The organism is Bacillus cereus group sp. RP32 (assembly GCF_040459735.1).
GTDB lineage: Bacteria > Bacillota > Bacilli > Bacillales > Bacillaceae_G > Bacillus_A > Bacillus_A wiedmannii.
This window is the reverse complement of sequence record NZ_JARVHO010000001.1, coordinates 5128262-5154808: the sequence shown is the minus strand read 5'-3', so window position 1 is coordinate 5154808 and position 26547 is coordinate 5128262. Positions and strand designations below refer to the sequence as shown.

Here is a 26547-nt window from a genome sequence, read left to right as displayed (position 1 = left end):
AGCTCCTACCAAGATGGTAAAACTGAACCATCAAATTTTTTCTCGATAAATTCTTTTACTTCTTTAGATTGATAAGCTTTCTTTAATTTATTTACAACAGCATCATCTTTATTTTCAGTACGAACAACGACCCAGTTTACATATGGTGAATCTTTTCCTTCACGGAAAATAGAATCTTTCGCAGGGCTTAATTTTGCACCTAATGCAAAGTTTGTATTAATTGCAGCTGCTTTCACTTCACTTAGTTGTGTCGGTAATTGAGATGCCTCTAATTCAACAATTTTTAATTTCTTTGGGTTTTCAATTACATCTTTCGCAGTCGCTTTTTCTGTAGCCTTTGGACCCACTTTTAAAACGCCTGCTTTTTCAAATAGTTTTAAAGCTCGAAGTTCATTCGTTGGATCATTTGGTACAGCGATTGCGTCGCCCTCTTTTAAGTCTTTTACATCTTTTATGTCTTTAGAATATACGCCCATAGGGAATGTTACTGTTGAAAATACTTCAGTTAATTTCATATTGCGTTCAGCTTTAAATACGTCTAAATAAGATTTCGTTTGATAGCTATTTACATCGAGGCTTTTTTCATCTAAAGATACGTTCGGTGCTACATAATCATTAAATACTTTTACATCAATTTCGAGACCGTCTTTCGCTGCCACTTCTTTTACCTTTTCAAAAATTTGTTCATGCGGTCCACCCGTTACACCGACAGTAATCTTTTTCTCATCTAATGCTTTTACCTCTTTATCAGAATTAGCACCACATGCACCTAACAATAATACCGCTCCACTTACAATGCTCAATAATACTTTTTTCATCTATAGTTCCCCCTTCATATACGTTCCAAAATAAAAAGCACCTCTCAAAAATAAGAGAGGTGCCGAATAGACAAAATAGGTTCCTCTCTTATCTTCCAAAACGAAAACTCGTTTTGCAGGAATTAGCACCTTAGCTTATACGTCATAAGCTCGGTTGCCGGGCATCATCGGGCCAGTCCCTCCGCCACTCTTGATAAGAGTATGTGTATGTAGTTTTTAATATGGTACTAATAGTAAATCTTACAAATAGAATTGTCAATGTTATTTTCTGAATATATTTTATTTTAAGGTAATGGAAACATTCCCTTTTTTATGTCCCTTTTCCACATACATATGAGCTTCAGCAATTTCTTCTAATCGGTAAGTTCTATCAATAACGGGCTTTAGTTTTTCCGTTTCGACTAGTTTTTTTAATAGAATCATATCCTCTTTACTTACCTTGGCCATCATTCCATTAACAGATACATATTTTCCATTGGATGTTAATGTATTTGTACAAAGGGATTTTTTATACTTCCCAACTGCATCAAATATAATATCGTAGCGCTCGCCTGGCTTAGTAAAATCTTCTTTCGTATAATCAATTACTTTATCAGCTCCTAAAGATTGAACGAGTTCAAAATTTGAATTACTACAAACAGCCGTAACGGTCGTACCGAAATATTTAGCAAGTTGTACAGCAGCTGTTCCTACTGATCCGGAGGCACCATATATGAGTACTTGTTGCCCTTTTTTTATACGGCCCTTTCTCAGGAAATGCAATGCTGAAGTTCCACCAAAAGGAATAACTGCCGCTTCTTCATACGTCACATTGGTAGGTTTTAATGTTATTAATCCACTTTCATGTACACATGTATATTCAGCATAAGCACCAGCATGAAGGCCAGTTAATGCAAAGATAGGATCTCCCTCTTTAAATTGAGTTACATCTGTTCCTATTTCTTCGATTTCACCGGATAACTCTACGCCGAGTATAGGGTTTCTCGGTTTTCTGAAACCTAATATGATCCGCATAGGAATCCAAAATAAGAGGGGACTATTAAAACCGCGTATTCTACAATCTCCAGTCGATACACTTGTTGCGTGAATTTTAATTAATACTTCGTTCTTTTTAGGTGTAGGTTTCTCTATATTTTGAAGCTGAAGAACATTAGGTGGTCCATACTGTGTGCAAATGATCGCCTTCATAATGACCTCCTGAAATGAGTTGTTGTTATTTACATCATATTTAAAACCTTCATTAAACATGTCGCTATATAGCGAATATAGATTAAAAATTATATAGATTTCATAGGAAAAGAGGTGATATTATTTTGGGAAAGGGGGCGACATTATGAAAAAAATTATTTTTGTTTCAAGTTTAGTACTTGCAATCAGTCTAGGGGTAGGGTGTAGTAATGAGAAAACAGCAAAGACGGATGAACCGAAAAAAGAATCAGTTCAAAAAGAAAAAGAATTAGCAGCGAAGGATGTTTTCAAGAAAACGAACGAAGCTTTTAAAAATGAAGAGCATGTAACGATGACATATGGTGTAGGGGTAAAAGCTGAGGGAACAGAGATGGATATATTAAAGGCTAAGATGCAATTAGAGCCAAAGACAAAGAATTCTCGTTCTGAAATGAATATTTCCGGTACAGATGTTGTAGTGTATACTGTGGATGGTAAAGTTGCTGGTGAGGTAAAAAACCCTAATACAGGAGAAGTTATAACCGTACCAGAGGAGCAATTAAACGCTGGTGGAATGAAAGCGACTCAAGATATTATAGATAAGTTAGAAGTACCAGCAGTAGTTTTAGATAAAATGAAGATGGAGAAAAGCGGAGATAAATATAAACTGAAATTTACATTAAAAGGGCAAGAAACAGAAAGTATGTTAACTAGCATGGATGAAACACAGAAGAAAATGTTACAAGCACAAAATGCGAAGATAGAAGAAGTGGATGCAGAATATATCATTACAAAAGATTTTAAATATGAATCAGCAAAGATAGACATGATTATGAGTAGTAACGGCAAGGATAAAGCACACATTATTACGAACGCAAAATATACGTCGTACGAAAAGTTTGACCCAATACAATTGCCGGCAGCAAAGTAATAGTTTTGATGAAGGGGGATCTAAAATAAGGTGCCCTCTTTTTGTATACTTTCTTCATAGGAAAATAGGTACAATATGAAGAGGGAAAACTGTAGAAGAGGAGAGTGTCATTTGAAAAAAAGAAGGATAGCGGTGGTCATTGTGGCTTATACAGTGTTGCTTGCAACATCTGTAAATACATATAAAGAGCAACTAAAGCACCCTATTATGAGCGATGTAGGAAAGTTGCTTCCAACGAAAATTAAACGTGTTGAAAATGCTGAGGATGAACGTTCATTAAAACAGGTAGTGAAAGATGCAAATACTTCCGGAGAGAAAATTTCCATTGCAGGTATGCAACATAGCCAAGGAGGACAGACGTATTATCCGAACGGCACGATGCTTGATATGAAGGAGTATAATAAAATATTAGAATTTGATCCGGAGGAGAAGAGGATTAGGGTGCAAAGCGGTGTCACATGGAATGACATTCAAAAGAAAATCAATCCATATGGTCTTGCGGTTCAAGTAATGCAATCTCAAAACATTTTTACTGTTGGTGGTTCATTAAGTGTGAATGTACATGGGCGTGATATTCGTCATGAAGCATTGATTGATACAGTAGAGTCATTCAGATTGTTAATGGCAGATGGTACGGTACGTAATGTAAGTAGAGAAGAAAATGCAGAGCTATTTCCATATGTCATAGGTGGTTACGGGTTATTTGGTGTCATTTTAGATGTGACATTAAAGTTAACTGATGATGAATTATATGAAATGCATACGAGAATGATAGATTATAAAGAATACACATCTTATTTCAAAGATAAAGTGAAAAGAGATGAAAATGTTCGTATGCACTTAGCCCGTATTTCTGTTGCCCCCAATTCATTTTTAAAAGAGATGTATGTGACAGATTATACATTGGCGAAAAATCAAAATATGAGGGAAGAGTACAGTGAATTAAAAGAGGAAACTATTATAGCTGCACCGAAATTTTTACTCGGATTATCCCGTTATAGCGATTGGGGAAAGAATACATTTTGGGATATACAAAGAAGTTATTTTGAGCGTACAGATGGAGCGTATGAGACGCGAAATAATGTTATGAGGTCAGATAGTGCCTTTATGGAATATGAAAATCCGAATAGAACAGAAGTGTTACAAGAATACTTTGTGCCTATAGATTTCTTCACGGAATACATAGATGATTTACGTAACGTATTAAATGAAGAAGAGCTTAATTTGCTCAATATTACGATTCGTTATGTGGAAAAGAATGAAAATGCAGTTTTATCCTATGCGAAAGATGATATGTTTGCGCTAGTTCTTTTAATTAACCAAGGACGCTCAGAGGGTGAAATAAAGAAAACAGAAGATGTCATTCAGAAAATGATTGATGTTACTTTAAAACATAATGGTAATTATTATTTACCGTACTATTCGTATCCAACGAAGGAGCAGTTAAAGAGGGCATATCCTCGTATAGAAGAATTTCTTCAGAAGAAAAAAGAAGCGGATCCAAAAGAGAGATTTGTGAATTTATTTTATAGGGAGTATACGAAATGACATATAGAAGATTTGTAGCGTCACAAAGCATAATTATGATGGCGGGAAGTATGGTATTTCCTTTTTACATTCTATTGCTTCGGAATGTTGGGAATAGCTTCTCGCAGTTTGGCTGGGCGTATGGCTTATTTGCTTTAACTTCAGCACTTGTATATCCATTAGTAGGAAAGATGTCTGATCGAGTAGGCGATCAAAAATTATTAATTATATATGCTTGGTCCATGGCAATATTAATGCTTTGTTTCCCGATTGCCACGGAAGTCTGGCATGTGTATATTCTTCAAATTGTAATGGGAGTTTTAGGTGCTGTGCAGCGTAATACCGAGAAGACGTCGTTAGCACGAAAGGTTGTGCAAGAAAATGCTGGTTATGAGATTGGAAAATATCATGTGTGGACATCGATTGGAGGAGCAATAGCAATTATTGCAACGGGATATTTAGTAGATTTCTTTACGATTGGCACCATTTTTTATATTGCATCTATCTTATATGTAGTGAGTGGGATTGTATTAAGTAGTAAAAAAATATAATCATCCCCATTTTTACCTGAATACCCTTTATTTGTTATACTAAAAGGGAAAATAAAAGAAAAGGGGACATTGCCTTTGATGAAATTTTTAATTTTAGCTATTCTCACTTTGTTTTTGATTCCATGGACAAGAAGCGGTAGTAAACTTCGAGCAGTGGATAAGAAAGGGGATGAGAAGGTTGTAAAGGGTAAGAAATCATCCATTTTAGTTATTCCTGTATTATTTTGGATAGGTATTGCAATCTATGAATATCTTTGGCTAATCGATGATCGAGCAGATTCGATTCTTACTCATTATGCCGTTGCAGTAGCAGTTTTAATTGGGCTTGTTTTATTTTCACAAAATCAAATAGGGAAATTAGAAGGTACGTTAAAGGGACTTCTAATGTTTGTTTTACTCGCAAGTTACGGCTATTTTGGTTATTTACACGATATAGTAATCACGCAAAAAAAATATGATTCTGTTGTGAAGATCGAGAAAGATATTTCAGAGCCTTTTACTGAAAATGATCAACCGTTTACAGTGCCGCCAAAGACAGCGGAGAATAAAATGAAAAAAGTATTTGGGGATATTCCGAAAGTAGCTTATTTTGAGCTAGGGGAATTAACGCCACAAATGGTAAATGGTGAGGCTTTATATGTAGCACCGATTGAAGTTTCAGGCTTTTTTAAAGCACGTAAAGCTGAGACAATTCCAGGGTACGTAACGATGTCAGGTACGAATCCTGATGCAGAAGCGAAACTGCATCTTGGTTATAAAATGAAATATGTGCCGAGCATGTTCTTCGGGAATAATTTAGAGCGTGTTGTAAGGCAAGCAGAACCAAATCTAATCTTTAAAGGGAAACCTAAATTTGAAGTGGATGATAAAGGGAAACCGTATTATACAATGACGTATGGTGAATTTATTTCAGGAAGATCTGGATTTGAGGTAGAGGGCGTTGTAGTAGTAGATGCACAAACAGGTGAAGTGAAAAGATATGATAAAGGAAAAGCGCCTAAATTTGTTGATGGTGTATTAAATCACGAGACCGCATCTACATTAAATACATACTTCGGTAAATATATTCACGGATTTTGGAATACGAAATTCTCGCAAACGGATATGAAGATTCCGACTGAGTGGGGAACGAAAGAAGGGGTTACACCAATTTTCGGTAAGGATGGAACGTTATATTACTTTACTGATTTCACCTCTCCAAAAGAGGGAGTAGATTCTGCGTTAGGTTACTCGCTTATCGATGCGCGTACAGGTAAGTTGTATTACTATAACGGAAAAGAAGTGAAGGGGATTATGGATGGTTCAGCTGCTTCGGAAGTAGTGGATAATTCCTTTAAGAGAGAGAAATGGCATGGAACGATGCCGGTTATTTATAACGTGTATGGTAAACCTTCTTGGATTGTACCTGTTATTGATGACGGGGGATTAGTACGTGCTCATACAGTTATCTATGCTTCTAATGCGAAAATATTTGCAACAGGTTCGACGCAAAAAGAAGCGCTTGAGAATTATAAAAATGCGCTGAGTGGAAGTGGAGATTCATTTAGACCGACTTCAAATGGTAAAGAAGCACAAAAAGAAGGCGTTGTACAACGTGTATATAAAGAAAAATCAGGTGAAAATACAATTGTGTATGTACTGTTAGAGAATGAACAAAAAGTATTTATGATACCGGTGAAGAAATTCCCATATGCTATGTTTACAGAAGTGGGAGATCCAATTCAAATCACATATTTAGATACAGGAGAGGCGATGTCTTCCGTATCTAAATTTACAAATAGCAATTTGAAAAAGTAAAGCGATAGAAATTCTATCGCTTTTTTTTACGGTATGAAACAGGAAAATGCACTATACTTGACGTATGTTTATGTTGTAACTATAATTGTTACGATTTAGTATTTATCGGAAAGGGTGAACGGAAAAAGTGAATGGCGTTAATCACGAAATATATAAACCTGTCAAGACAAATAGGTTATGGATGATTCTTGTATTAGGGACACTTACGGCGATTGGGCCATTATCTATTGATATGTATTTGCCTTCTTTACCAAAATTAACAGATGATTTACAAACAGGCGCATCTCTTGCACAGCTTACATTGACAGCATGTTTGCTTGGGCTTTCAGTAGGACAATTATTTGTTGGTTCAATTAGTGACATTTACGGAAGGCGCAAACCTCTTATTATCGCTCTTATTATTTATGTTGCTTCTTCTTTACTTTGTGCTATTGCACCATCTATTTGGAGTTTAGTGTTATTGCGCTTCTTACAAGGGGCTTCAGGATCGGCCGGGATTGTTATATCACGTGCAATGGTACGTGACATGTATTCAGGTTCTGAAATGACGAAGTTTTTCTCACTGCTCATGTTGGTAAACGGAGCAGCGCCTATTTTGGCACCGATTATTGGGGGACAATTACTACAGTTCACAACATGGCGCGGTGTCTTCATCGTTCTCGGAGCAATTAGTGTATTCATGTTAATATCAGCTACTTTCGTATTACGTGAAACATTACCTCCTGAAGAAAGAGAAACAGGTGGTTTGTCAGGGACATTGGCGACGTATGGAAAACTGTTAAAAGATCGTTTGTTTATGGGATATGCATTATCACAAGGGCTAGTAACGGCGGCGATGTTTGCTTACATTTCGGGCTCACCATTTGTGTTGCAGAACATATACGGAGCATCACCACAGCAATTTAGCTTATTCTTTGCGATTAACGGTATCGGTATTATTATTGCTAGTCAGGTTACAGGCCGTTTAGCAGGGAAAGTGAATGAGAAAACGTTATTCGTTTCCGGTATTATTATTGCAGCTGTTGGTGGTTTATCTTTACTACTGACAATTGTACTAGGAATAGGTTTAATTGGTGTTTTATGTTCGTTATTCCTTGTTGTATCAAGTGTCGGGGTTGTATCAACAACTGGTTTCTCATTAGCGATGAGAAACCAGAAACAAGCTGCAGGAACGGCATCGGCTTTATTAGGTTTATTACAGTTCATTTCAGGAGCACTTGTTGCACCATTAGTAGGTATTGGCGGAAGCAATACCGCATTACCGATGGGGGTTGTGATAGCTCTTTGTGAAATTGGTGCTGTATTATGTTATCTATTTATGGCCAGAAGAAGTGAAAAGCAGTTTGAACTGCAACAAAGACAAAATTTAGAAGCTTAAATTATAAAAAAGAGCTGATTCAAATATTTTTGAATCAGCTCTTTTTTCATTTCTTTGAAATAACTCATACAGCTTTGTAAGGTGATGCAAAAGTTATTTGCATAAAGTGACGATACTGTGACAAAAATGTAGGCATGTACATTAAGGTAGCGTCTTAAGTGTAAAAAGTAGGATGTTCTCGGTATAATAACAAGTGGAGATAAAAGAAACTATAATGAGTAGTAGCTGTAGATAAAAGGAGAAGAAGAGATGAAGAAGGTTTTGGGTATTGCTGTAATGGGAAGTATGATCCTTCTAGCAGGATGTAATGGAAATAAAGAACCGAAAGAAAAGGTAGAGCAATCTACTGAGCAAACAGAAGAGATGAAAGAATACCGTGCAGTACATGAAAAATACGATATGAAAATGAATAAAGAAATTAATAAAGCACTACAGTTATTTGAAGTGGCAAAAGAAAAGGGCGGTAAGGAAATAACGAATGCTACATATAAAGAAGATGTGCAAAAGGTAACGACTAGCATGTTAGAAGATATTGATAATATACGTAAAGAAATTCGTGTTCCAAAATCGAAAGAGCAAGAACATGAGGTATACGCTGGTTTCTTGAATGAATCGGAACAAGCAATGAAAAAATTACAGAAGTTAGCTAAAGAAGAAGACTCATCATTGATTCGTGATATAGAAATTAACTTTGCAACAGCATCAACATACTATAAACGTTTTCAAGCAGAAACGAAAAAATAACCTTGCGTACGCGCAAGGTTATTTTTTCTTCTTACCATCTCCGTCTTCATCCTCGGATACTAATACATTTTGTTTTTCGTGAAATTCAGAGATTGTTTGTCTGGTAATATTATCGAATGGAGTATAAAAAGAAGTGATACGTTTCTTTTTAATAAAGAGTTTATCCCGCTATTTGCCGGGAAGTAAGACCCCCACCTCAAAATTCAGTGAAAGCAAAGAAGTTAGGTAGGGGATCCACTGCCCGTAAAAGCCCGATTGGTTCAACTAATAATCAGTGGGGGATGCCCCCCACTGATTAAAGTTTCACTTTATAGACCCCGATGATGACAAGTATAACGATTGTTAATGGTAATCCTATAGTAGCAAGAAGCAAGGGATCCATCTTATAACTTCTTTAATATTATTTCTTTTTATTATAAGAGAAAACTGTAATTTCGATAAAAGGAGCGAAAACTGATTTTTCTAAATATATCCAATTTGATTGACTTTTCATTTTTTCAGAATTATAATTCAAAATATACAATTTGAACCAAATAATAATATAGCAATTTACTTATCCAGAGAGGTAGAGGGACTGGCCCTATGACACCTCAGCAGCGGGTTCTGTAACAGGAACACCGTGCTAATTCCAGCAAGCAAGTCTTGAAAGATAAGTGATGGGCCTTCGTTTATTAAGCCTTGATCTTATTTTTTAAGATCAAGGCTTTTTGTGTTTTAAGAAGCGGAAAAGTAATTGGAACAAATATGTCAATAAAACAAAGTAAATACATTTGTTTAGGGGGTTATTGAAGTGTATGTTATTAAAAAACTATCGGTTATGATGTTCACGCTATGGGTCATTACAACAGTAACATTTTTGATTATGCATATCATTCCAGGGGATCCATTTTCATCAGATGCGAAAATCTTTCCTGAAGAAGTGATACAAAACATGAGAGCGAAGTATCACCTTGATGAACCGTTATGGAATCAATATGTTGCTTATTTAGATGGCGTAGTTCATTTTGATTTTGGTGAATCTGTTCAATCCACAGGTCAAGGTGTATCAGAAATTATAACGACAGGATTTGGTCCATCAGCGATTATTGGTTTACAAGCACTTATTATTTCATTATTAGTCGGAATTGCAGCAGGTACATTTGCAGCTCTATATCATGGGAAAGTAATTGATTATAGTGTGAGCTTACTTGCGATTCTCGGTATTTCTATTCCAAGTTTTATTTTAGCACCACTATTTATACAAGTATTTGCTATACAATTTGAACTTTTACCAGTAGCGTCTTGGGGCACATTCGAACATACGGTATTGCCATCCTTCGCATTAGCGTTAGGACCAATCGCGGTTATTACAAGATTTGTTCGCTCTAATATGATTGAAGTTTTGCAGAGTGATTATATTAAGCTAGCGAGAGCGAAAGGCATACCAATTAAGAAAATCATTATAAGACATGCTCTTCGAAATGCGATTGTTCCGGTACTTACATTTGTTGGACCGTTAATGGCTGGACTTTTAACAGGAACTTTCGTTATTGAAAAAATATTTTCCATTCCTGGTCTAGGAAAATATTTTGTAGATAGTATTTTTAACCGGGATTATCCGGTCATTATGGGAACAACGATTTTCTATAGTGCATTATTAATTTCTTGTATTTTCATTACAGATATTATTCACCGTATTGTTGATCCGCGTATTCGTTCTATTACGTAAGGAGGGGGGCATTTAAATGGGAGCTTATGAAATCAATAAACAGTTATTAACGAATGAGGAGAAAAAAGAATTAACGATAAATAAAGATCAGCAAACGATTAGTCGAAAGAAGGAAGTGTTTCGCAAGTTTATATCAAACCCTATAGCAGTTTTAGGGGCAGTGACGTTATTACTAATTATTATTTTCTCACTGGTTGGCGAAAGTTTAACGGCATTTACTGCGAGTGAACAAGTAAAAGAAGCAACAAACCTCCCACCTAGTAGTGAGCATTGGTTCGGAACAGATGATTTAGGAAGGGACATATGGGTGCGCACCTGGGCTGGAGGGAAAATTTCACTAACAGTTGGATTAGTGGCAGCGGCTCTTGATATAGGAATAGGTGTACTAATCGGGGGCTTTAGTGGATATGTGAGAGGACGTAGTCGCCTTGGAACGTTAATTGATGAGTGGATTGTACGAGGGATTGAAGTGTTATACGGTATCCCATATTTATTAATTGTTATTTTATTATTAATCGTTATGAAACCAGGGCTTTTTACAATTATTATTGCCCTTGCATTAACAGGATGGATTGGCATGGCACGTCTCGTTAGGGCACAAGTATTATCTTTAAAGCAAAGAGAATTTGTTATTGCAGCAGAGCGATTAGGTACATCGCATATGAAGATTATATACGGACACATCATTCCGAATTTAACAGGCATTATTATCGTAAATTTATCATTTACAATTCCAGCAGCTATTTTCTCAGAATCATTTTTAAGCTTTATCGGACTCGGAGTACAATCACCAGCAGCGAGCTGGGGAACGATGACGAACGATGCACTCGGGACATTACTAAGCGGAGAATGGTGGCAATTATTCTTCCCAGCAATCATGATTGCACTCATTATGTTTGCATTTAATGCAATTGGTGATGGTTTGCAAGATGCAATTGATCCGAAGATTGTAAAACGGAATCGAAAGGAGAAAAAACATGGGACAGCTCTTATCTTTAGAAAACGTAACATTGGTCGTTGAAAAAGAGAATAATAAGCAAGCAATTGTGAAGCATGTTTCCTTTTCTATTAATGAAGGTGAAATCGTTGCACTTGTAGGAGAAAGTGGTTCAGGAAAAAGTGTTACAGCACAATCTATTGTCGGATTAAATCAAGAATCTATTCACATTGATGACGGAAGCATCTTTTTCCAATCTCAAAGGTTGACGAATTTACAAGAATCAGAATGGAATCAAATTCGAGGGAAAGATATTTCATTTATCTTTCAAGACCCTCTGTCCTCTTTAAATCCGACGATGAAAGTAGGAAGGCAAATTACAGAAGTGATTTTGCAACATGAGAAAAAATCGAAAAGAGAAGCAAAAGAAATTGCGATTAACTTATTAAATGATTTAGGGATACATGAAGCAGAGAAACGTTTTGAACAGTACCCACATCAATTAAGCGGAGGCATGAGGCAACGTATTTGTTTAGCAATTGCTTTTGCGTGTCACCCAAAGCTCGTTATTGCAGATGAGCCTACAACTGCATTAGATGTAACGATTCAAAAGCAAATTATGGGGTTATTAAAAGAGCGAAAAGAAAAACAAAATACGAGTATTTTATTAATTACACATGATTTGGCGCTTGTACGTGAAGTAGCTGACCGAGTAGTTGTGATGTACGGGGGACGTGTTGTTGAAAAAGGGACGATACAAGAAGTGATAGGTTCACCTAAGCACCCATATACGAAAAGTTTATTGCAAGCTATTCCGAATATGGATGATTCCGAAAAGGTACTTAGGGCCATTGAGGGAACAACACCATCAATTGAAACGTTAAATAGCTTTGGGTGCCCATTTGTAAATAGATGCCCAGTAGCAATACAAGAATGTGTTCATCGTTTCCCTGATAGAACAGCATATTCTGGGGAACACAGTTCACATTGTTGGCAACATGTTCTAGAGCATGACCAAGCGAAATCAAAAGAGAAGGTGAATGCCTCATGACGACAGATTTAATTACTGTAAAGCAAGTAACGAAAACGTATGGAAGTAAAAAGAAAGAAATCATAGCGCTAAAAGATATATCACTTTCTATCCCGAAAGGAACGACGCTTGGCATTATTGGAGAAAGTGGTTCAGGAAAGACAACACTTGGTAAGCTCATAGCTGGGATCGAGAGCCCAACGTCTGGTCAAATTGATTATAACGGTCAAGTTGTTCACAAGTTGAAATCAGCTCATAAGCGAGATTTCTTGCAGAAAGTACAATTCATTTTTCAAGATTCAAAAGCTGCATTAAATCCGCGCTGGAAAGTACGCGATAGCGTAACAGAAGGATATATTTCATTCGGTTTAGGTGATAAAGGATTGAAAGATGAGGTAGCAGGTGATGCGCTAGAACGTGTTGGATTAGATAGACGATATACTGATCGATACCCACACGAATTTAGCGGAGGACAACGTCAACGGATCGCTATTGCAAGGGCGTTATTATGTGAGCCAGAAGTATTAATCCTGGATGAACCAATTTCAGCGTTAGATGTTTCACTTCAAATCCAAATTGTGCACTTGTTGCAAAAGATTCAAAAGGAACAAGGCTATACATATTTATTTATCGCGCATGATTTGCCGATGGTTCACTATTTATGTGAAAAGGTAGCTGTCTTATATAAAGGAGAACTTGTTGAATTTGGAAATACGGATGAAGTATTCCGTAATCCACAACATTCTTATACAAAAACATTATTAGCATCAACACCAAAAATTTCGGGTTAAAGGAGAATGTAGGATGAAGAAGTTTTTATTATTTGTCATTATGACCGTATTAGCAATTACTTCTGTCGCTTGCGGTAAAAAAGAGGCGCAAAAGGCGAGTGCTGGTAAGGGAGAAGGAGATCGATTAGTAACGAATATTGGTAGCGATCCATATACACTCGATTCCGCTATTGCAACAGATAGCACATCAGGTTATGTAATTGGACATTTATTCTCAAGCTTATATACGCAAGATAGTGATGGGAAATATCAAAATGAATTAGCAGAGAAAGAAGAAGTAAATGCAGATGGAACTGAATATACAATCCATTTAAAGAAAGATATTAAATGGTCAGATGGTTCTCCTATTACAGCAAATGATTTTGAATTTGCATGGAAGCGGTTATTAAATCCGAAAACGGGTTCTATGAATGGGACAGAAATGTACTTTATTAAAGGTGCAGAGGCGTATAATACTGGAAAAGGTGAAGAAAGCCAAGTTGGTATTCAAGTTGCTGATCCTCAAACATTGAAGGTAACACTTGAGCACCCAGTTGCTTCTATTAAACAAAAATTAGCGAGTTCATTATTTATTCCATTATCTAAAAAATCAATTGATGATAACAACAAATTAAAAACAGATCCAAAAGAGTTAATTACAAATGGACCATTCACGTTAAAAGAATGGAAGCATAACCAAGCAATTACAGTACAAAAAAATAAAGAATACTATGATAAAAAGGTAACATTAAAAGAAATTGAGTTTCGTATTATTCCAGATTCTAAAACAGCGTACCAATTATACAAATCAAAAGAATTAGATTTACTAAGTGGTTTACCACAAGAAATGATTGAGAAAGAAAAAGGAAATAAAGAATATAAGCGTGTTGCGGGATTCTCATCTTATATTTATTCGTTTAACGTAGAAAAAGAGCCATTCACAAATGCGAAAGTACGTAAAGCATTTTCATTAGCAGTTGATCGTAAGTTTATCGTTGAAAAACTGTATAAGAATAATGCGCAAGAAGCATATGCATTCGTTCCAGAAGGAGCAAAAACACAAAGTGGTCGTGATTTCCGTAAAGAAAAAGGTGATTACGTAAAATTTGATACAACAGAAGCGAAAAAATTATTAGAAGAGGGTATGAAAGAACAAGGTTGGTCTACATTACCTGAAGTAACATTAAAATTCACAACGGATATACAGCATAAAAAAGTAGCAGAAGCAATGCAGGAAATGTTTAAGAAAAATCTTGGTGTAGATATTAAATTAGAAAATAAAGAGTGGAAGAGTTACATCGATACATATAAGCAAAGTGATTTCCAATTAGCTTATATGGGATGGGGCGGTTCTTTATTAGACCCAATTACTAAACTAGATTTATATGCAGGTGATGGTCCAAATAACTATGCAAAATGGCATAATAAAGAATTTGACGCTTTAATCAAAGAAGCAGAAGTTGAACAAAATGAAGATAAGCGTTTTGATTTATTGCATAAAGCAGAAGATATTATGTTTACAGATTCACCGTTAATTCCAATTATATTCCCTTCTGATTCTTACTTACAAAAAGGATCAGTATCTGGACTTCAATATTATGTTGGATCTAAACCAGATTTAAGATATGCAAAAATAAAGAAGTAGGCAACCGCCTACTTCTTTATTTTATTTCTCTTTTATATTCTTTTTTCGTTCCATCAGAGAAGACAACTTCTAAATCAAACTTTTGGTAGTCTTTATCAAGTTTGAACACATTTACTACTTGATCGATTACTTCTTGGTCAGGAGTATCTTTATCAAATTTTAATTCTTGTAGAAGTGGGCTTAATTTTGTAATAGCCTCGTCACCTGTAAACTTTGCATTTGATTTGTGGTCTTCAAGTTTTGCTTCCATTTTCTTATCAGCTGCTACATTCTTATAATCAGCCTCGTAGTCTTTCTTTGTATCTTGATAGTCTGCATCCAAACTAAATTCATTGAAGTTAAGTTTTAAATCAGCAGGAGCTTCATTTTTTGCTTCTTCAGTAGTTTTCTTATTAGAAGTTGTATCTTCTTTTGCAGGAGCTTTACATCCTGTTAATACAGGTACTAGCATAAGCGCTAATAAAACTGATAGTAAAATTCTCATTATAATTTCCTCCTTATGTAAATTCGTTCTATACAAGTTTTTCCCAAAATCATGTAATTATGTATGTGTTGAAAATAAATTATTAACTTGTAGCCACAAAGTTTAATCCGTAATTTAAATCAAAAATGATTTGTATCTATATGGTAAATTAAGGTTGTGAGGAGGTACTAAAATGCATGAAGAATATAAAGAGATGATAAAAAAAGCAATTGAATATATAGAGGAGCATTTACATGAGGAGCTTACAACAGAAAGAGTGGCGTCTCACAGTGCAGTATCGATGTACCATTTTCATCGCATCTTTCAAAGATATGTTGGGATGAGTGTAACGGATTATATTCGAAAGAGAAGGTTAACTCATGCTGCGCAAGCTTTAGTGTCAACGGAGAGGGCTGTTATTGATATTGCAGTACAATACGGCTTTTCCTCACAAGAGGCATTTACGAGAGCCTTTAAAAGAATGTTTCAATTGCCACCGAAGAAATATCGAAAGTACTTCCAGCATTTTATATAAAAAGAGAGGGTGTTTCAATGCAAAAAGGTATACCGAAAGGATGGATCTTAAGTGGAAGTCATCCTGCTGAATATGAGATGGGTTTAGACTATGAAGTTGGCCATCAAGGAAAAGTATCTGCATACATAAAGGCAAAAGAGAATGTTACACATGGAGGATTTTCAACATTAATGCAAATGTTCCGAGCGGATAAATATGTAGGTAAAAGATTACGTTTAACAGCATTTGTTAAGAGTGAGAACGTAAGAGATTGGGCGGGATTGTGGATGCAAGTAGACGGAAAAGATACAGAACCACTCGCTATGGATAACATGCAAAATCGCCCAATTAAAAATACGAATAACTGGCAATCGTACTCGGTTGTATTAGATATAAAAGAAGGAGCACTTGGTATTGCATTTGGTGTCTTATTATCAGGGGAAGGTTGTGTGTGGCTAGATAGTATTCGATTTGATGAAGTGGATGAAAAAATTCCTTCAACAGATTTGGCTGAAAATTTTTATGAAACACTACTAGAAGAGCCAGTAAATCTACAATTTGAAGAGATAGAAAAGTAAGGAGAAAAGATATGTTCAAATATGCAAAACTAATAAGTATTAGTTTAGTAGTATCGTCTTGTATTATGGGAATTAACTATTTCATTAGCTATCTGTGGTCAGGGCATATACCTTCTTTGACGTGGAGAACATATTTGATGTTTATGTTTATATTTATGATGAGTTTTAGTTCGATGCAAAAAGAAGGGGAAGAGGATTATTGACAATAGTCTTCTTCGCCTTTCTTTCATTAACACAAATGTTCATAACTGTTTTCGGAAATGCAGGTATGATTTTTAATATAATTTCACTATCATTACAACTTGTAAGTTCGGGTGTAATTGTACCACATGAGATGCTTTCTAAAACATATCAAACAATCGGTGAATTATTTCCCGCAACATATGCAGCGAATGGCTATTATACAATAATATTTTGGGGAGTAAGTTTAGAGAAAAATATTATTTCATTATTAGTCATTATATTAGTTACACAATTGGTAGTAGTAATTACTGTATCTATAAAAGGAATAGTAAAGAGAAGAAGCTATGTAGTTAAAGAAGTATAAAATAAAAAAGGTATCCTGCGATTGGATACCTTTTTTATTTTATTATTTTGTAACTTCTGTCCACTTGTAGTTAAATTCACCACCGAAGTCAGTTGTTACAAGCCCTTTAATAAATCCGCGTTGTAGGTAAGAACGACCTTGTTGGTATAAAGGAGCGACAGCACCGTCTTGTAATAGGATTTTTTCAGCTTGCTTCATTGCTTCAAAGCGAGCCTTTTCATCGCTAGCTAAATCTGTTTTCACTTTATGAATGAGCTCATCATACTCTTTGTTAGAGTATTTATCGAAGTTATAAGCACTATCTGTTGTAAATAAATCTAAGAATGTAATTGGGTCAGCGAAGTCAGGGCCCCAGCCATCAATACCGACTTCATAGTCACCACTTAATAGTAGTTTCAGCTGTTGTTTACGTGGTTGTGGTTTTAATGTCACTGTTAATCCATCTAGGTTCTTTTCTAGTTCACCTTTTAAATATTCACCAGTTTTTTTAGCTAAAGCATTATCACTTGTTAATAGTTCGATTGTTACTTTGTCAGTACCAAGTTCTTGTTTCGCTTTTTTCCAGTTTTCTTTCGCTGTTTTCACATCATCTTTGACTAGGTTTCCGTTTTCTTTACGGAAGTCGTTACCTTCTGGACTCTTTGCGAATTTCGCAGGAACCATTCCTTCAGCTGGAATAGCACCGTTATTTAAAATTGTTTCTACGTATGCTTTTTTATTCATTGCTCCGTTAATAGCAAGGCGTGCATGTTGATTTTTTAATGTTTCATTTTTTTGATTTAGTCGTAAGAATTGAATGCCAACTTCAGCGCGGTCTTTGAAGTTTGGATCGCTCTTATATTTATCAACAAACTCCGCAGTTAAAGCAACGCGATCAATTTGTCCTGAATCGTATAAGTTAACTTCTGTAGATTTATCTTTAACGACATTGAAGTTGATTTCTTCTAATTTTACAGTTTTAGCATCCCAATAGTTAGGGTTCTTCTTCAATTGGAAGCTTTGCTCGTGTTTCCAGTTATCTAATATGAAAGCACCGTTGTAAATTAAATGATTTGTTTCTAAACCATATTTATCGCCCTGAGATTTTAAGTAATCTTCATTAATTGGTAAGAATGTTGAGAATGTCGTTAAGCTTAAGAAGTAGGGAACAGGACGGTCTAGTTGTACTTCTAACGTTTTATCATCAAGAGCTTTGACACCTAGTTGATCAATTGGCAATTGTTTCTGGCTTATTTGTTTCGCATTCTGTATATCGAAGAATAAGAATGCATATTCAGCTGCTGTATCAGGACTTACGGCACGTTGCCAAGCGAAGACGAAGTCCTTTGCTGTAACAGGAGTACCGTTTGACCATTTCGAATCACGCAGGTGGAATGTATATTTTGTTTTATCGGGACTAACGTCAACTGACTCAGCAACACCAGGAATCGGTTTATTATCTTCTCCCATTGCATATAAACCTTCAAACACATTTCGCATTACGTTCATGGATTCCCCGTCCGTCGCTTTTGCAACATCCATTGTTGGAATTTCTGAAGCAAATGATAAGTTAATTGCCTGTTTATCAGGTGCTTTATCATTTGCTTTCGCTCCACTTGCGTTATCTTTATTTCCTCCGCAAGCAGTTAGTAATAGACTTGCCCCTAACACAGATGCAACAACAGGTACAACTTTTTTCTTCATTGTTCGTTCCTCCCTAAATGTGTTGTTCGTAACGTCATAATGTCCGTGTCTTGAAGTGTAACTATAGAAGAAGAGAAAACCTATTATAGATATGTGCATGTAGGTAATCAGGTGTTCTATATGTATATACATGTTGAGCTATAATCTATCATTATATGTTTCAACGTAGTAGACGTTATATTTTGATGGTGAAATATTTTGTTTCTTTGATTATTTAGAATATTAACACTGGAAAGAACTATATGTCAATAATAAAAATAGATTGTTAATTTCTTAGAATAATATATTAAAAAAGCAGATTTCCTCGCATTAGGGAATCTGCTTTTAATATGTTTTGCTAAAAAAACAATTGGTGGGGGTTAATAATCAGTGGGGGATGAAGAAAACCCCACTGATTAAAGTTTCGCTTTATTTTTCAATTTTGGCCCATTTGAAGTTTAATTGACCTGCAAAGTCTACTTGCACAATTCCTTTCACATAAGAACGTTCTAAATAAGATTCGCCTTTTTGGTAAAGAGGGGCGATAACAGAGTCTTTAAATAATATTTTCTCGGATGCTAGTAATGCTTCCCAGCGAGCCTTTTCATCACCGGCTAAAGTTGTTTTCACTTTTGCTATTGTTTCATCGAACTCCTTATTAGAGTAATGATCTAAGTTGTAAGGGTTATTCGTTGTAAATAGCTCAAGGAATGTAATTGGATCTGCAAAGTCAGGGCTCCAGCCGTCAATTCCAATTTCGTAGTCACCTTTTAATAAAAGTGAAACTTGTTGTTTACGTGGTTGCGGCTTTATATTTACTGTTAAGCCATCTAAATTCTTTTCTAATTGTCCTTTTAAGAACTCACCAGTTTTCTTTTCAAGGTCACCGTCACTTATTAATAGTTCTAATGTTATTTTTTCAGACCCAAGTTCTTGTTTTGCCTTTTTCCATAATTCTTGAGCAGATTTTGTATCAACCTTTGTTAAATCGCCGTTTGCAGCACGGAAGTCTGTTCCGTCAGGTCCTTTTGCAAAGTTTTTCGGCACGAGACTAGAGGTTGGTGTGGAGCCGTCATTTAATAACGTATTTACAAAGGATTTTCGATCAATTGTTTGATCGATTGCTTGGCGTGCAGAAACGTTTTGAAGTACTTTGTTTTGTTGATTCATACGTAGAAACTGTACCCCTACGTTTGGCCGTTCTTTAAAGTTAGCATCCTTTTTATATTTATCAACGAAGTCAGATGTTAGTTTGATACGATCTAATTGTTTTGACTCGAATAAATTTACTTCTGTAGATTTTTCTTTGACGACGTTAAAATTGATTTCTTCCAGTTTGACAGTATCTTTATCCCAATAGGTAGGGTTTTTCTTAAATTTAAAGCTTTGCTCATGCTTCCAATCGCTTAGTGTAAAAGCTCCGTTGTACAAAATTGTATTGTCTTCTAACGCATACTTATCACCTTGTGCTTTAAAGAATTCCTCGTTAATTGGTAGAAATGTTGGGAATGCTGTTAAGCTTATAAAGTACGGAACAGGACGTTCTAATTCTACCTCAAACGTATGGTCATCAATTGCTTTTACACCAAGTTGATCGGCTGGAAGTTCTTTGTTGTTAATTTTTGTTGCATTTTTAATATCAAAGAATAGAAATGCATATTCAGAGGCTGTTGCTGGATCAACAGCTCTTTGCCAAGCGAAGACAAAATCTTTCGCTGTGACAGGAGTGCCGTTTGACCATTTTGAATCTCGCAGGTGGAATGTGTATTTCGTTTTATCGCCACTTACTTCATGAGATTTTGCAACGCCAGGGACAGGTTTGTTACCTTCACCAAGATTATACAAACCTTCAAATACGTTTCTCATTACTTGACCAGAATCAGTATCTGTAGCACGGGCTGTATCCATTGTTCGTATTTCAGTAGGTGAAGATAAGTTTAAAACCTGTTTACTAGGCGCCTCGTCTTTTGCATTTGCTCCGCTTGCTTCGTTTTTATAACTACCGCAACCAGTTAATAAAATACTTACTCCTACAACTGATGCAATACCGGGTACGAACTTCTTTTTCATTTGATTTTCCTCCTAAATAATTAAGTTTGGATGATGATGAGGGAAATGAAAAATAAAAAATCCCTCTTTTCATATTGAGAAAGAGGGATTTTTACGTACAAGTTATGCACCCGTATATAAACGAAGTCCCTCATTCTATCTTTCAAGCACAATGCTTGCAGGAAGTGGCACAGTATTCAAAATGAACCTGTTGCCGAGGTTTCAAAGGGCCAGTCCCTCCACCTCTCTTGATACAATGAGTAAACGAATAAATTTTATTAATTTTTGTGTTTCTTTGATAATTCAAAATCTTACACCTTGGATGATGAAGTGTCAACCAATTGAAATATAGTTTAAATTTTCAGTTTTATTTAACGAGAAAAACCACTGCATATGGCAGTGGTTTTTCTACTAGAAGTTAAAGTTATCTGGATCTGGACCAACTCGACGATCTTCATTTAGAGCTTGAATTGCTTTCATGTCATCAGCACTTAATTCAAAATCGAATATATTTGCATTTTCAATAATGCGATGTTCTTTAATAGATTTAGGGATTGTTACAACTTCATTTTGTAAATCCCAGCGTAAAATAATTTGTGCAGTTGATTTATTATATTTTGTCGCAATGTCTTGTAATGTGGAGTTATCCAGTAGTTGTCCCTGCATTAATGGTGACCAAGCTTCAAGCTGGATGTTATGTTCTTTACAGAAAGCGTGTAATTCTTCTTGTGCTAAACGTGGGTGGTATTCCACTTGATTGACCATTGGCTTAATTTCAGCGATTTCAAATACGTCTTGTAAGTGGTGAATGTGGAAATTACTTACACCGATAGCACGAACACGGCCATCTTTATAAATTTTTTCTAACGCTTTCCATGATTCAGTATATTTCCCTTTTACAGGCCAATGTACTAAATATAAATCTAAATATTCTAGACCTAATTTTTCTAATGTAGTTTCAAATGCTTGAAGTGTTGTTTCATATCCTTGATCGCTATTCCATACTTTTGATGTAATAAATAATTCTTCACGTGAAACACCTGCTTCACGGATCGCTTGTCCAACGCCTTCTTCGTTTTGATAGATTGCTGCAGTATCGATGCTGCGGTAGCCATTTTTAATTGCTGATTTTACAGACTCAATTACTTCTGAACCATCTTCTACTTTAAAAACACCTAAACCGAACCAAGGCATTTTTACACCGTTATGTAATGTAGTATAGTCTTTTAAATTTGTTAAACTCATATTATTTTCCCCTAGCATTTTTGTTTGTTGCTTCTACTGCTTTTTGAACTGCCTCTGAAAAATTATATTCATATAAAGCTTTGAGACCTTCAGCTGTGGAACCACCTGGCGTTGTTACTTGTTCGCGGAGGTTAGCCGGATCTTGCGTTTGTTCAAGCATAGAAGCAGATCCAGAAATCATTTGAATGACAAGGTGTTTTGCGGTTGCTTCATCGACGCCATAATTTTTTGTTGCTTCAACCAAGCTTTCAGCAAAGTAATAAAGGAAAGCTGGTGCACTTCCAGTAACTGCAGTAAGCTGATGAACTTCTTCCTCAGTGCAAAGTTGCGAAGTACCAATGCCTCTTAAAAGCAGTTGCAAGGTTTCTTGATGCATCTCGTTTACTGATTGTCCTGTTGTATATAAGGAGATTGACTTCCCAATTTCAGCAGCTGTATTTGGCATAATCCAAGCAACAGGCGTGTCCTTAGGGAGTCTAGCTTCTAAATAAGATGGACCAATGCCAGCAGCTACCGTTACGACAAGTTGATTCGATAGTAACGGAGATAGCTCCGCTAATAATTCTTCATGTGCAGAAGGCGGCATTGCTAAAACAATCGTATCAACAGATGTAACATGCTGCTTCCAATCTGTTGTGATAGACACATTATATCGTCCTTGTAATTGTTCTAGTTTTTCTACGTTGCTGCGGTTAGAAACGATAATTTTTTCGATGTATTCTTTGCTTGTTTTAAGTAATCCGGAAAATATAGCTTCTGCCATACGACCAGCACCAATAAATAGAATTCGATGTTTAGTTAGCATATCCTTTATTCCTTCCTAGTGGAGATATGTTATAAAAAACGATACCATCTTTAAGAGAATTTTGTAAAAAGAAAAGACTTACCGTAGATGGAATGGATAACGAGAAGGGGGAAATTCGTGGTAAAGGAAAGAGCTATTCCTTATACTGGTGATAGGAAATTTATTATACATCTGGGGAGAGATGATCATAGTCAGAAGTCCGCTTTTTTTATTTATTTCTAGTATTATTTGCGTATTGGTTGGATTTTATATTCAATCGAGTTATATTGAAATTTTCGCATCGGTTATGGGGATTATTAATGTTTGGTTATTAGCGAGGGAAAAGGTATCTAACTTTTTGTTTGGCATGATTACGGTTGGGGTATTTCTGTATATTTTCATTACGCAAGGTTTATATGCAATGGCAGTATTGGCAGCCTTTCAATTTATATTTAATGTATATGGTTGGTATTATTGGATTGCACGTAGTGGGGGAGAAGAGGTAAAAGCAACAGTTCGTTTAGGTGTAAAAGGGTGGACTATTTATATAATCTTTATGTTAGTTGCTTGGATTGGTTGGGGCTATTATCAAATCCGTTATTTAGAATCAACTAGTCCATATTTAGATGCTTTAAATGCTGTACTAGGATTAGTAGCTCAATTTATGCTAAGTCGAAAAATTTTAGAAAACTGGTATTTATGGATTTTGTATAACGTGGTTAGCATTGTGATTTATATTTCCACAGGTTTATACGTCATGCTAATATTAGCTGTTATTAATCTCTTTATATGTGTAGCTGGTTTACTAGAGTGGAAGAACAACTATAAAAGACAGGGACATGTAAATAATTATATTTAGAAAACAATTGAAAGAGAAAAACCCCTAAAGTATATATGCTTCAGGGGTTTATTAATAGATTATAAGTTTATGCTTTTGTCATACCTAATAATACAGCGCCGCCGATAATTAAAACACTACCTAGTGCAATAAAGACCAATTGACGTTTTGTTTTCTTTTCACCTAAGAAGACAATCGCACCGAATGTTGAGATAACGATTCCAGTTTGAGATAATGGGAAGCTTGTTGCTACTCCGACACGTGGTAATGAAAGAAGTAAGAATAAGTTTCCAGTTCCCCATAGTAAACCAGATAAAGCATTACGGATTGCATATTTGTTAAATGGTTTATGTTTAGATGTCAATACAACCGCACCAACAAACATACCAACTGCTTGTGGTAAAATAGCAGACCAACCATCGATATTATACCAACGAATAATAATTACATATACAAGGTAACCGAAAGTAGAAACAATTAAAGTAAGAAGTCCTTTTTTCAATTGTCCTGGTGGCTGTGCATTTTCTTTGTCATCTAGTGATGTGAATACAACACCAACTACGATTAATAGGATTGCAATCGTTCCCAGAACAATCGTTGTTGTAGTAGTCCACTCACGGAAAGCGATAACCCCAAAGATAGAAGTTGCAACAAGTTGCATACCAGTAGAAATCGTTACAGTAGTTGAAACACCTAGTTTTTCAACTGTTTTTAATTGGTTTACTTGTCCTAAAGCCCAGAATAAACCTGAAATAAAACCAACAATCAAGACTGTCATTGTTAAAGCTGGTTGAGTAAATACATACATAATTGTTGCGAAGAATAGAGCACCGATTGTCATACCTACCGTTTGGCTATATGCACCACCGCCCATTTTTACGCTTACTAATAAGATGTTTCCCCATGCAATTGCAGGAAGAAGCGCTAATAAAATGTCCATTACAAGACTCCCTTCGGTTTTCTATACCAATATAATTACATATCGTTCTAACGATCGGTAATGCCCCACTACTAGAGTAGAAGATTACCGATCGCTAAAACAGGATGAAGAATTCACGATATAAATGCGTTTTCATTTCTTCATTTTTTGAAACACCTCCATATAATAACAGGAAATTGCCTATTTTAGAAAGTGAATTCAAATAAAATGTATATTTTAATAAAAGGTAAAATTCAGTTATTTCCCGATGGTATATTTTATTTCCTAAGAAATAAAGAAGCAGCTTCGATAAAAGCTGCTTTAAGAGTTAGTAATTCTTTTATTAATAAGCTGAATACATAGCAGAAATAGGAGTGACATACTAATAGTGATAACTACTAGTGTCCAAGCGAGTTGCATATTACTTGCATCAATCGCCATATAAATTGCAGTTGGGATTGTTTGAGTTTTACCAGGAATGTTCCCAGCAAACATGAGTGTAGCACCGAACTCACCGAGCGCACGAACAAAGCTCAAAATCATTCCGCTTAGTAAGGCGGGAAATGCAAGCGGAAGTGTAACGTGCAGAAAAACTTGATATTCACTTGCACCAAGGTCGCGAGCACTTTCTTCAATTTGTATATTTGCAATAGAAAATCCCGTTTTTGCTGATTGATACATGAGTGGAAATGCAACAACTGTAGAAGCGATGATCGCAGCAGTAGATGTGAACATAATGGACTGCTGAAATATTGATTCTATCCATGTTCCAATGGGACTATTATTTCCAAAAATGATAATGAGAAAGAAGCCGATTACAGTTGGTGGAAGTACCATTGGTAATAAGAAAATAGTTTCTAATATTATTTTATATCTCCATGAGGAGCGTGCTAGCGCCCTTCCAATAATCGTCCCTAAAATTGTAACGATAATGGTGGCGCATGCAGCTACTCGTATAGATAGAAAGATTGGTGAAAAAATAGCATCAAAGCTCATGGCAATTATAATAGGACTGTAAATCCATATTTTTTAAAGATAGATTGTGCATCTTTTGACTGCAAATACTCATAAAATGAAGTCGCCTCTTTCTTATGCTTAGATTCTTTTATAACACCTAAAGGATAGTGGATTGGCTCATGCGAAGTAGCTGCTGCTGTCTCACCAATCTTTACTTTGTTTGAAATAAGAGCATCTGTTTTGTATACAATACCAGCATCGACATTACCTGTTTCTACATATGTTAACACTTGGCGAACATCTTTTGTAAATACGATTTTATTTTGAATGTTATTCCAAAGATTTTCATGCGTGAGAGAAGCCTTTGCGTATTTTCCCGCGGGTACAGATTCAGGTGTACCAAGTGCGATTTTCTTAATTTTTTCATCTTTTAAATCTTGAATTTTCGTAAGAGAACTATCTTTTGGGACAACTAGAACAAGTTCATTTCCAAGAAGATTTTTCCCTTCTTTTTCATTAATGAATCCTTTTTTTACAAGAGTTTGGAATTTATCTTCGGCTGCTGAGAAGAATAAATCAGCAGGTGCGCCTTGTTCAATTTGTTGTTGAAGTGCACCAGAAGCACCGAAGTTAAAAGAAAGTTTAATATTAGGTTCTTTTTCTTTATATTTTGTTTCAATTTCTTTTAGTGCATCTTGTAAGCTTGCAGCAGCTGATATAGTAAGTTCTACTGCTTTTCCTTCTTTAGCAGTTGATTTCTCTTTCTTTTCGCCGCTTGTACATGCAGCACTAAATATAAGAAGAAAAGAAAGTATAAGTGCTCCGATGGATCGTAATGTAAACTTGTTCATAAAAAAATCCCCTTTCGTTTTGACATGTTTAATTATAACTAATTATAACTAATTATAATTGAATATAATTTGAACGATGTAGTTGTTTTTAAATATAGGAGAAATATTCTTTTCTTTGTTACAATAAAGGAAGAAAG

Annotated in this window: 25 protein-coding genes, 1 pseudogene and 3 riboswitches; of the genes and pseudogenes, 15 read left to right on the top strand and 11 right to left on the bottom strand. The window is 35.6% G+C overall.

Annotated elements, in window-relative coordinates; translation table 11 throughout:
• Positions 1–5 precede the first annotated feature (5 nt).
• Both QCI46_RS26440 and QCI46_RS26435 read right to left on the bottom strand, forming a co-directional pair.
• On the bottom strand, positions 6–818 hold the full coding sequence (locus tag QCI46_RS26440; protein ID WP_353841785.1) for a MetQ/NlpA family ABC transporter substrate-binding protein: 813 nt from the start codon (positions 816–818) through the stop codon (positions 6–8).
• Positions 819–903: 85 nt separating this feature from the next.
• Positions 904–1018, bottom strand: a riboswitch (SAM riboswitch).
• A gap of 79 nt (positions 1019–1097) precedes the next feature.
• Positions 1098–2006 (bottom strand): NAD(P)-dependent alcohol dehydrogenase, encoded by a 909-nt coding sequence (locus tag QCI46_RS26435; protein ID WP_327957697.1) that lies wholly within the window; start codon positions 2004–2006, stop codon positions 1098–1100.
• Positions 2007–2151: 145 nt separating this feature from the next.
• Between QCI46_RS26435 and QCI46_RS26430 the strand changes: the two genes are divergently transcribed.
• The 6 genes from QCI46_RS26430 to QCI46_RS26405 all read left to right on the top strand — a co-directional run bounded on the left by QCI46_RS26430 (position 2152) and on the right by QCI46_RS26405 (position 8913).
• On the top strand, positions 2152–2916 hold the full coding sequence (locus QCI46_RS26430) for a hypothetical protein (RefSeq protein ID WP_000720089.1): 765 nt from the start codon (positions 2152–2154) through the stop codon (positions 2914–2916).
• A gap of 111 nt (positions 2917–3027) precedes the next feature.
• Positions 3028–4464 (top strand): FAD-binding protein, encoded by a 1437-nt coding sequence (locus QCI46_RS26425; protein WP_353841784.1) that lies wholly within the window; start codon positions 3028–3030, stop codon positions 4462–4464.
• On the top strand, positions 4461–4994 hold the full coding sequence (locus QCI46_RS26420) for an MFS transporter (protein WP_048567287.1): 534 nt from the start codon (positions 4461–4463) through the stop codon (positions 4992–4994). Before QCI46_RS26425 ends, QCI46_RS26420 begins: the two co-directional genes overlap by 4 nt.
• A gap of 78 nt (positions 4995–5072) precedes the next feature.
• Positions 5073–6791, top strand: a complete 1719-nt coding sequence (locus QCI46_RS26415; protein ID WP_070169275.1) for a DUF3981 domain-containing protein — start codon at positions 5073–5075, stop codon at positions 6789–6791.
• Between the two features lie 127 nt (positions 6792–6918).
• The gene (locus tag QCI46_RS26410; protein WP_001014693.1) at positions 6919–8169 is read left to right on the top strand and encodes a multidrug effflux MFS transporter; all 1251 of its coding nucleotides are present in this window, start codon (positions 6919–6921) and stop codon (positions 8167–8169) included.
• A 249-nt stretch (positions 8170–8418) separates the two neighbouring features.
• The gene (locus QCI46_RS26405; protein ID WP_353841783.1) at positions 8419–8913 is read left to right on the top strand and encodes a hypothetical protein; all 495 of its coding nucleotides are present in this window, start codon (positions 8419–8421) and stop codon (positions 8911–8913) included.
• Positions 8914–8931: 18 nt separating this feature from the next.
• Here the strand turns inward: QCI46_RS26405 and QCI46_RS26400 are convergent, their stop codons facing one another.
• Entirely contained in the window at positions 8932–9066 is a 135-nt protein-coding gene (locus QCI46_RS26400) for a DUF3951 domain-containing protein (protein WP_087984984.1), read from the bottom strand.
• A gap of 397 nt (positions 9067–9463) precedes the next feature.
• Positions 9464–9569: riboswitch (SAM riboswitch) on the top strand.
• A gap of 134 nt (positions 9570–9703) precedes the next feature.
• Here QCI46_RS26400 and QCI46_RS26395 point away from each other — a divergent pair.
• From QCI46_RS26395 to QCI46_RS26375, 5 genes are read left to right on the top strand one after another with little or no spacing between them, the layout of a single operon-like run.
• Entirely contained in the window at positions 9704–10621 is a 918-nt protein-coding gene (locus tag QCI46_RS26395) for an ABC transporter permease (RefSeq protein ID WP_353841782.1), read from the top strand.
• A gap of 16 nt (positions 10622–10637) precedes the next feature.
• The gene (locus tag QCI46_RS26390) at positions 10638–11642 is read left to right on the top strand and encodes an ABC transporter permease (protein WP_353841781.1); all 1005 of its coding nucleotides are present in this window, start codon (positions 10638–10640) and stop codon (positions 11640–11642) included.
• Positions 11599–12609, top strand: coding sequence for an ABC transporter ATP-binding protein (locus QCI46_RS26385; RefSeq protein WP_353841780.1), 1011 nt, complete (start codon positions 11599–11601; stop codon positions 12607–12609). The genes QCI46_RS26390 and QCI46_RS26385 overlap by 44 nt, the downstream gene beginning before the upstream one ends.
• Positions 12606–13379 (top strand): ABC transporter ATP-binding protein, encoded by a 774-nt coding sequence (locus QCI46_RS26380; RefSeq protein WP_353841779.1) that lies wholly within the window; start codon positions 12606–12608, stop codon positions 13377–13379. Before QCI46_RS26385 ends, QCI46_RS26380 begins: the two co-directional genes overlap by 4 nt.
• Positions 13380–13392: 13 nt before the next feature.
• The gene (locus QCI46_RS26375; protein ID WP_353841778.1) at positions 13393–15003 is read left to right on the top strand and encodes a peptide ABC transporter substrate-binding protein; all 1611 of its coding nucleotides are present in this window, start codon (positions 13393–13395) and stop codon (positions 15001–15003) included.
• A gap of 16 nt (positions 15004–15019) precedes the next feature.
• Here the strand turns inward: QCI46_RS26375 and QCI46_RS26370 are convergent, their stop codons facing one another.
• Entirely contained in the window at positions 15020–15487 is a 468-nt protein-coding gene (locus QCI46_RS26370) for a YusW family protein (protein WP_001221562.1), read from the bottom strand.
• 172 nt (positions 15488–15659) lie between these two features.
• Here QCI46_RS26370 and QCI46_RS26365 point away from each other — a divergent pair.
• The 3 genes and pseudogenes from QCI46_RS26365 (at position 15660) to QCI46_RS26355 (ending at position 17105) form a co-directional block, all read left to right on the top strand.
• A pseudogene (locus tag QCI46_RS26365) lies at positions 15660–16558 on the top strand (helix-turn-helix transcriptional regulator).
• 11 nt (positions 16559–16569) lie between these two features.
• On the top strand, positions 16570–16761 hold the full coding sequence (locus QCI46_RS26360) for a hypothetical protein (protein WP_075312858.1): 192 nt from the start codon (positions 16570–16572) through the stop codon (positions 16759–16761).
• Complete coding sequence (locus tag QCI46_RS26355) at positions 16758–17105, top strand: ABC-2 transporter permease (RefSeq protein ID WP_353841777.1); 348 nt, start codon at positions 16758–16760, stop codon at positions 17103–17105. Before QCI46_RS26360 ends, QCI46_RS26355 begins: the two co-directional genes overlap by 4 nt.
• A gap of 42 nt (positions 17106–17147) precedes the next feature.
• On the opposite strand, the gene QCI46_RS26350 is transcribed toward QCI46_RS26355, so the two are convergent.
• The 4 genes from QCI46_RS26350 to proC form a co-directional block, all read right to left on the bottom strand.
• Entirely contained in the window at positions 17148–18788 is a 1641-nt protein-coding gene (locus tag QCI46_RS26350; RefSeq protein WP_353841776.1) for a peptide ABC transporter substrate-binding protein, read from the bottom strand.
• Between the two features lie 408 nt (positions 18789–19196).
• Complete coding sequence (locus tag QCI46_RS26345) at positions 19197–20837, bottom strand: peptide ABC transporter substrate-binding protein (protein ID WP_088609474.1); 1641 nt, start codon at positions 20835–20837, stop codon at positions 19197–19199.
• A 132-nt stretch (positions 20838–20969) separates the two neighbouring features.
• Positions 20970–21074, bottom strand: a riboswitch (SAM riboswitch).
• A 153-nt stretch (positions 21075–21227) separates the two neighbouring features.
• Positions 21228–22061: an aldo/keto reductase gene (locus QCI46_RS26340; protein ID WP_353841775.1), complete on the bottom strand. Its 834-nt coding sequence runs from the start codon at positions 22059–22061 to the stop codon at positions 21228–21230.
• Between the two features lies 1 nt (position 22062).
• A complete protein-coding gene (proC, locus tag QCI46_RS26335) occupies positions 22063–22866 on the bottom strand; it encodes a pyrroline-5-carboxylate reductase (protein WP_353841774.1) in 804 nt (267 codons plus the stop codon).
• A gap of 187 nt (positions 22867–23053) precedes the next feature.
• On the opposite strand from proC, the gene pnuC reads away from it, so the two are divergent.
• Positions 23054–23704, top strand: a complete 651-nt coding sequence (gene pnuC / locus QCI46_RS26330) for a nicotinamide riboside transporter PnuC (RefSeq protein ID WP_353841931.1) — start codon at positions 23054–23056, stop codon at positions 23702–23704.
• 67 nt (positions 23705–23771) lie between these two features.
• On the opposite strand, the gene QCI46_RS26325 is transcribed toward pnuC, so the two are convergent.
• The 3 genes from QCI46_RS26325 to modA all read right to left on the bottom strand — a co-directional run bounded on the left by QCI46_RS26325 (position 23772) and on the right by modA (position 26410).
• Positions 23772–24623, bottom strand: coding sequence for a GRP family sugar transporter (locus QCI46_RS26325; protein ID WP_088121122.1), 852 nt, complete (start codon positions 24621–24623; stop codon positions 23772–23774).
• Positions 24624–24923: 300 nt separating this feature from the next.
• The gene (gene modB, locus QCI46_RS26320; protein WP_087984959.1) at positions 24924–25598 is read right to left on the bottom strand and encodes a molybdate ABC transporter permease subunit; all 675 of its coding nucleotides are present in this window, start codon (positions 25596–25598) and stop codon (positions 24924–24926) included.
• Between the two features lie 5 nt (positions 25599–25603).
• Positions 25604–26410, bottom strand: coding sequence for a molybdate ABC transporter substrate-binding protein (gene modA / locus QCI46_RS26315; RefSeq protein WP_353841773.1), 807 nt, complete (start codon positions 26408–26410; stop codon positions 25604–25606).
• Positions 26411–26547: the final 137 nt, after the last annotated feature.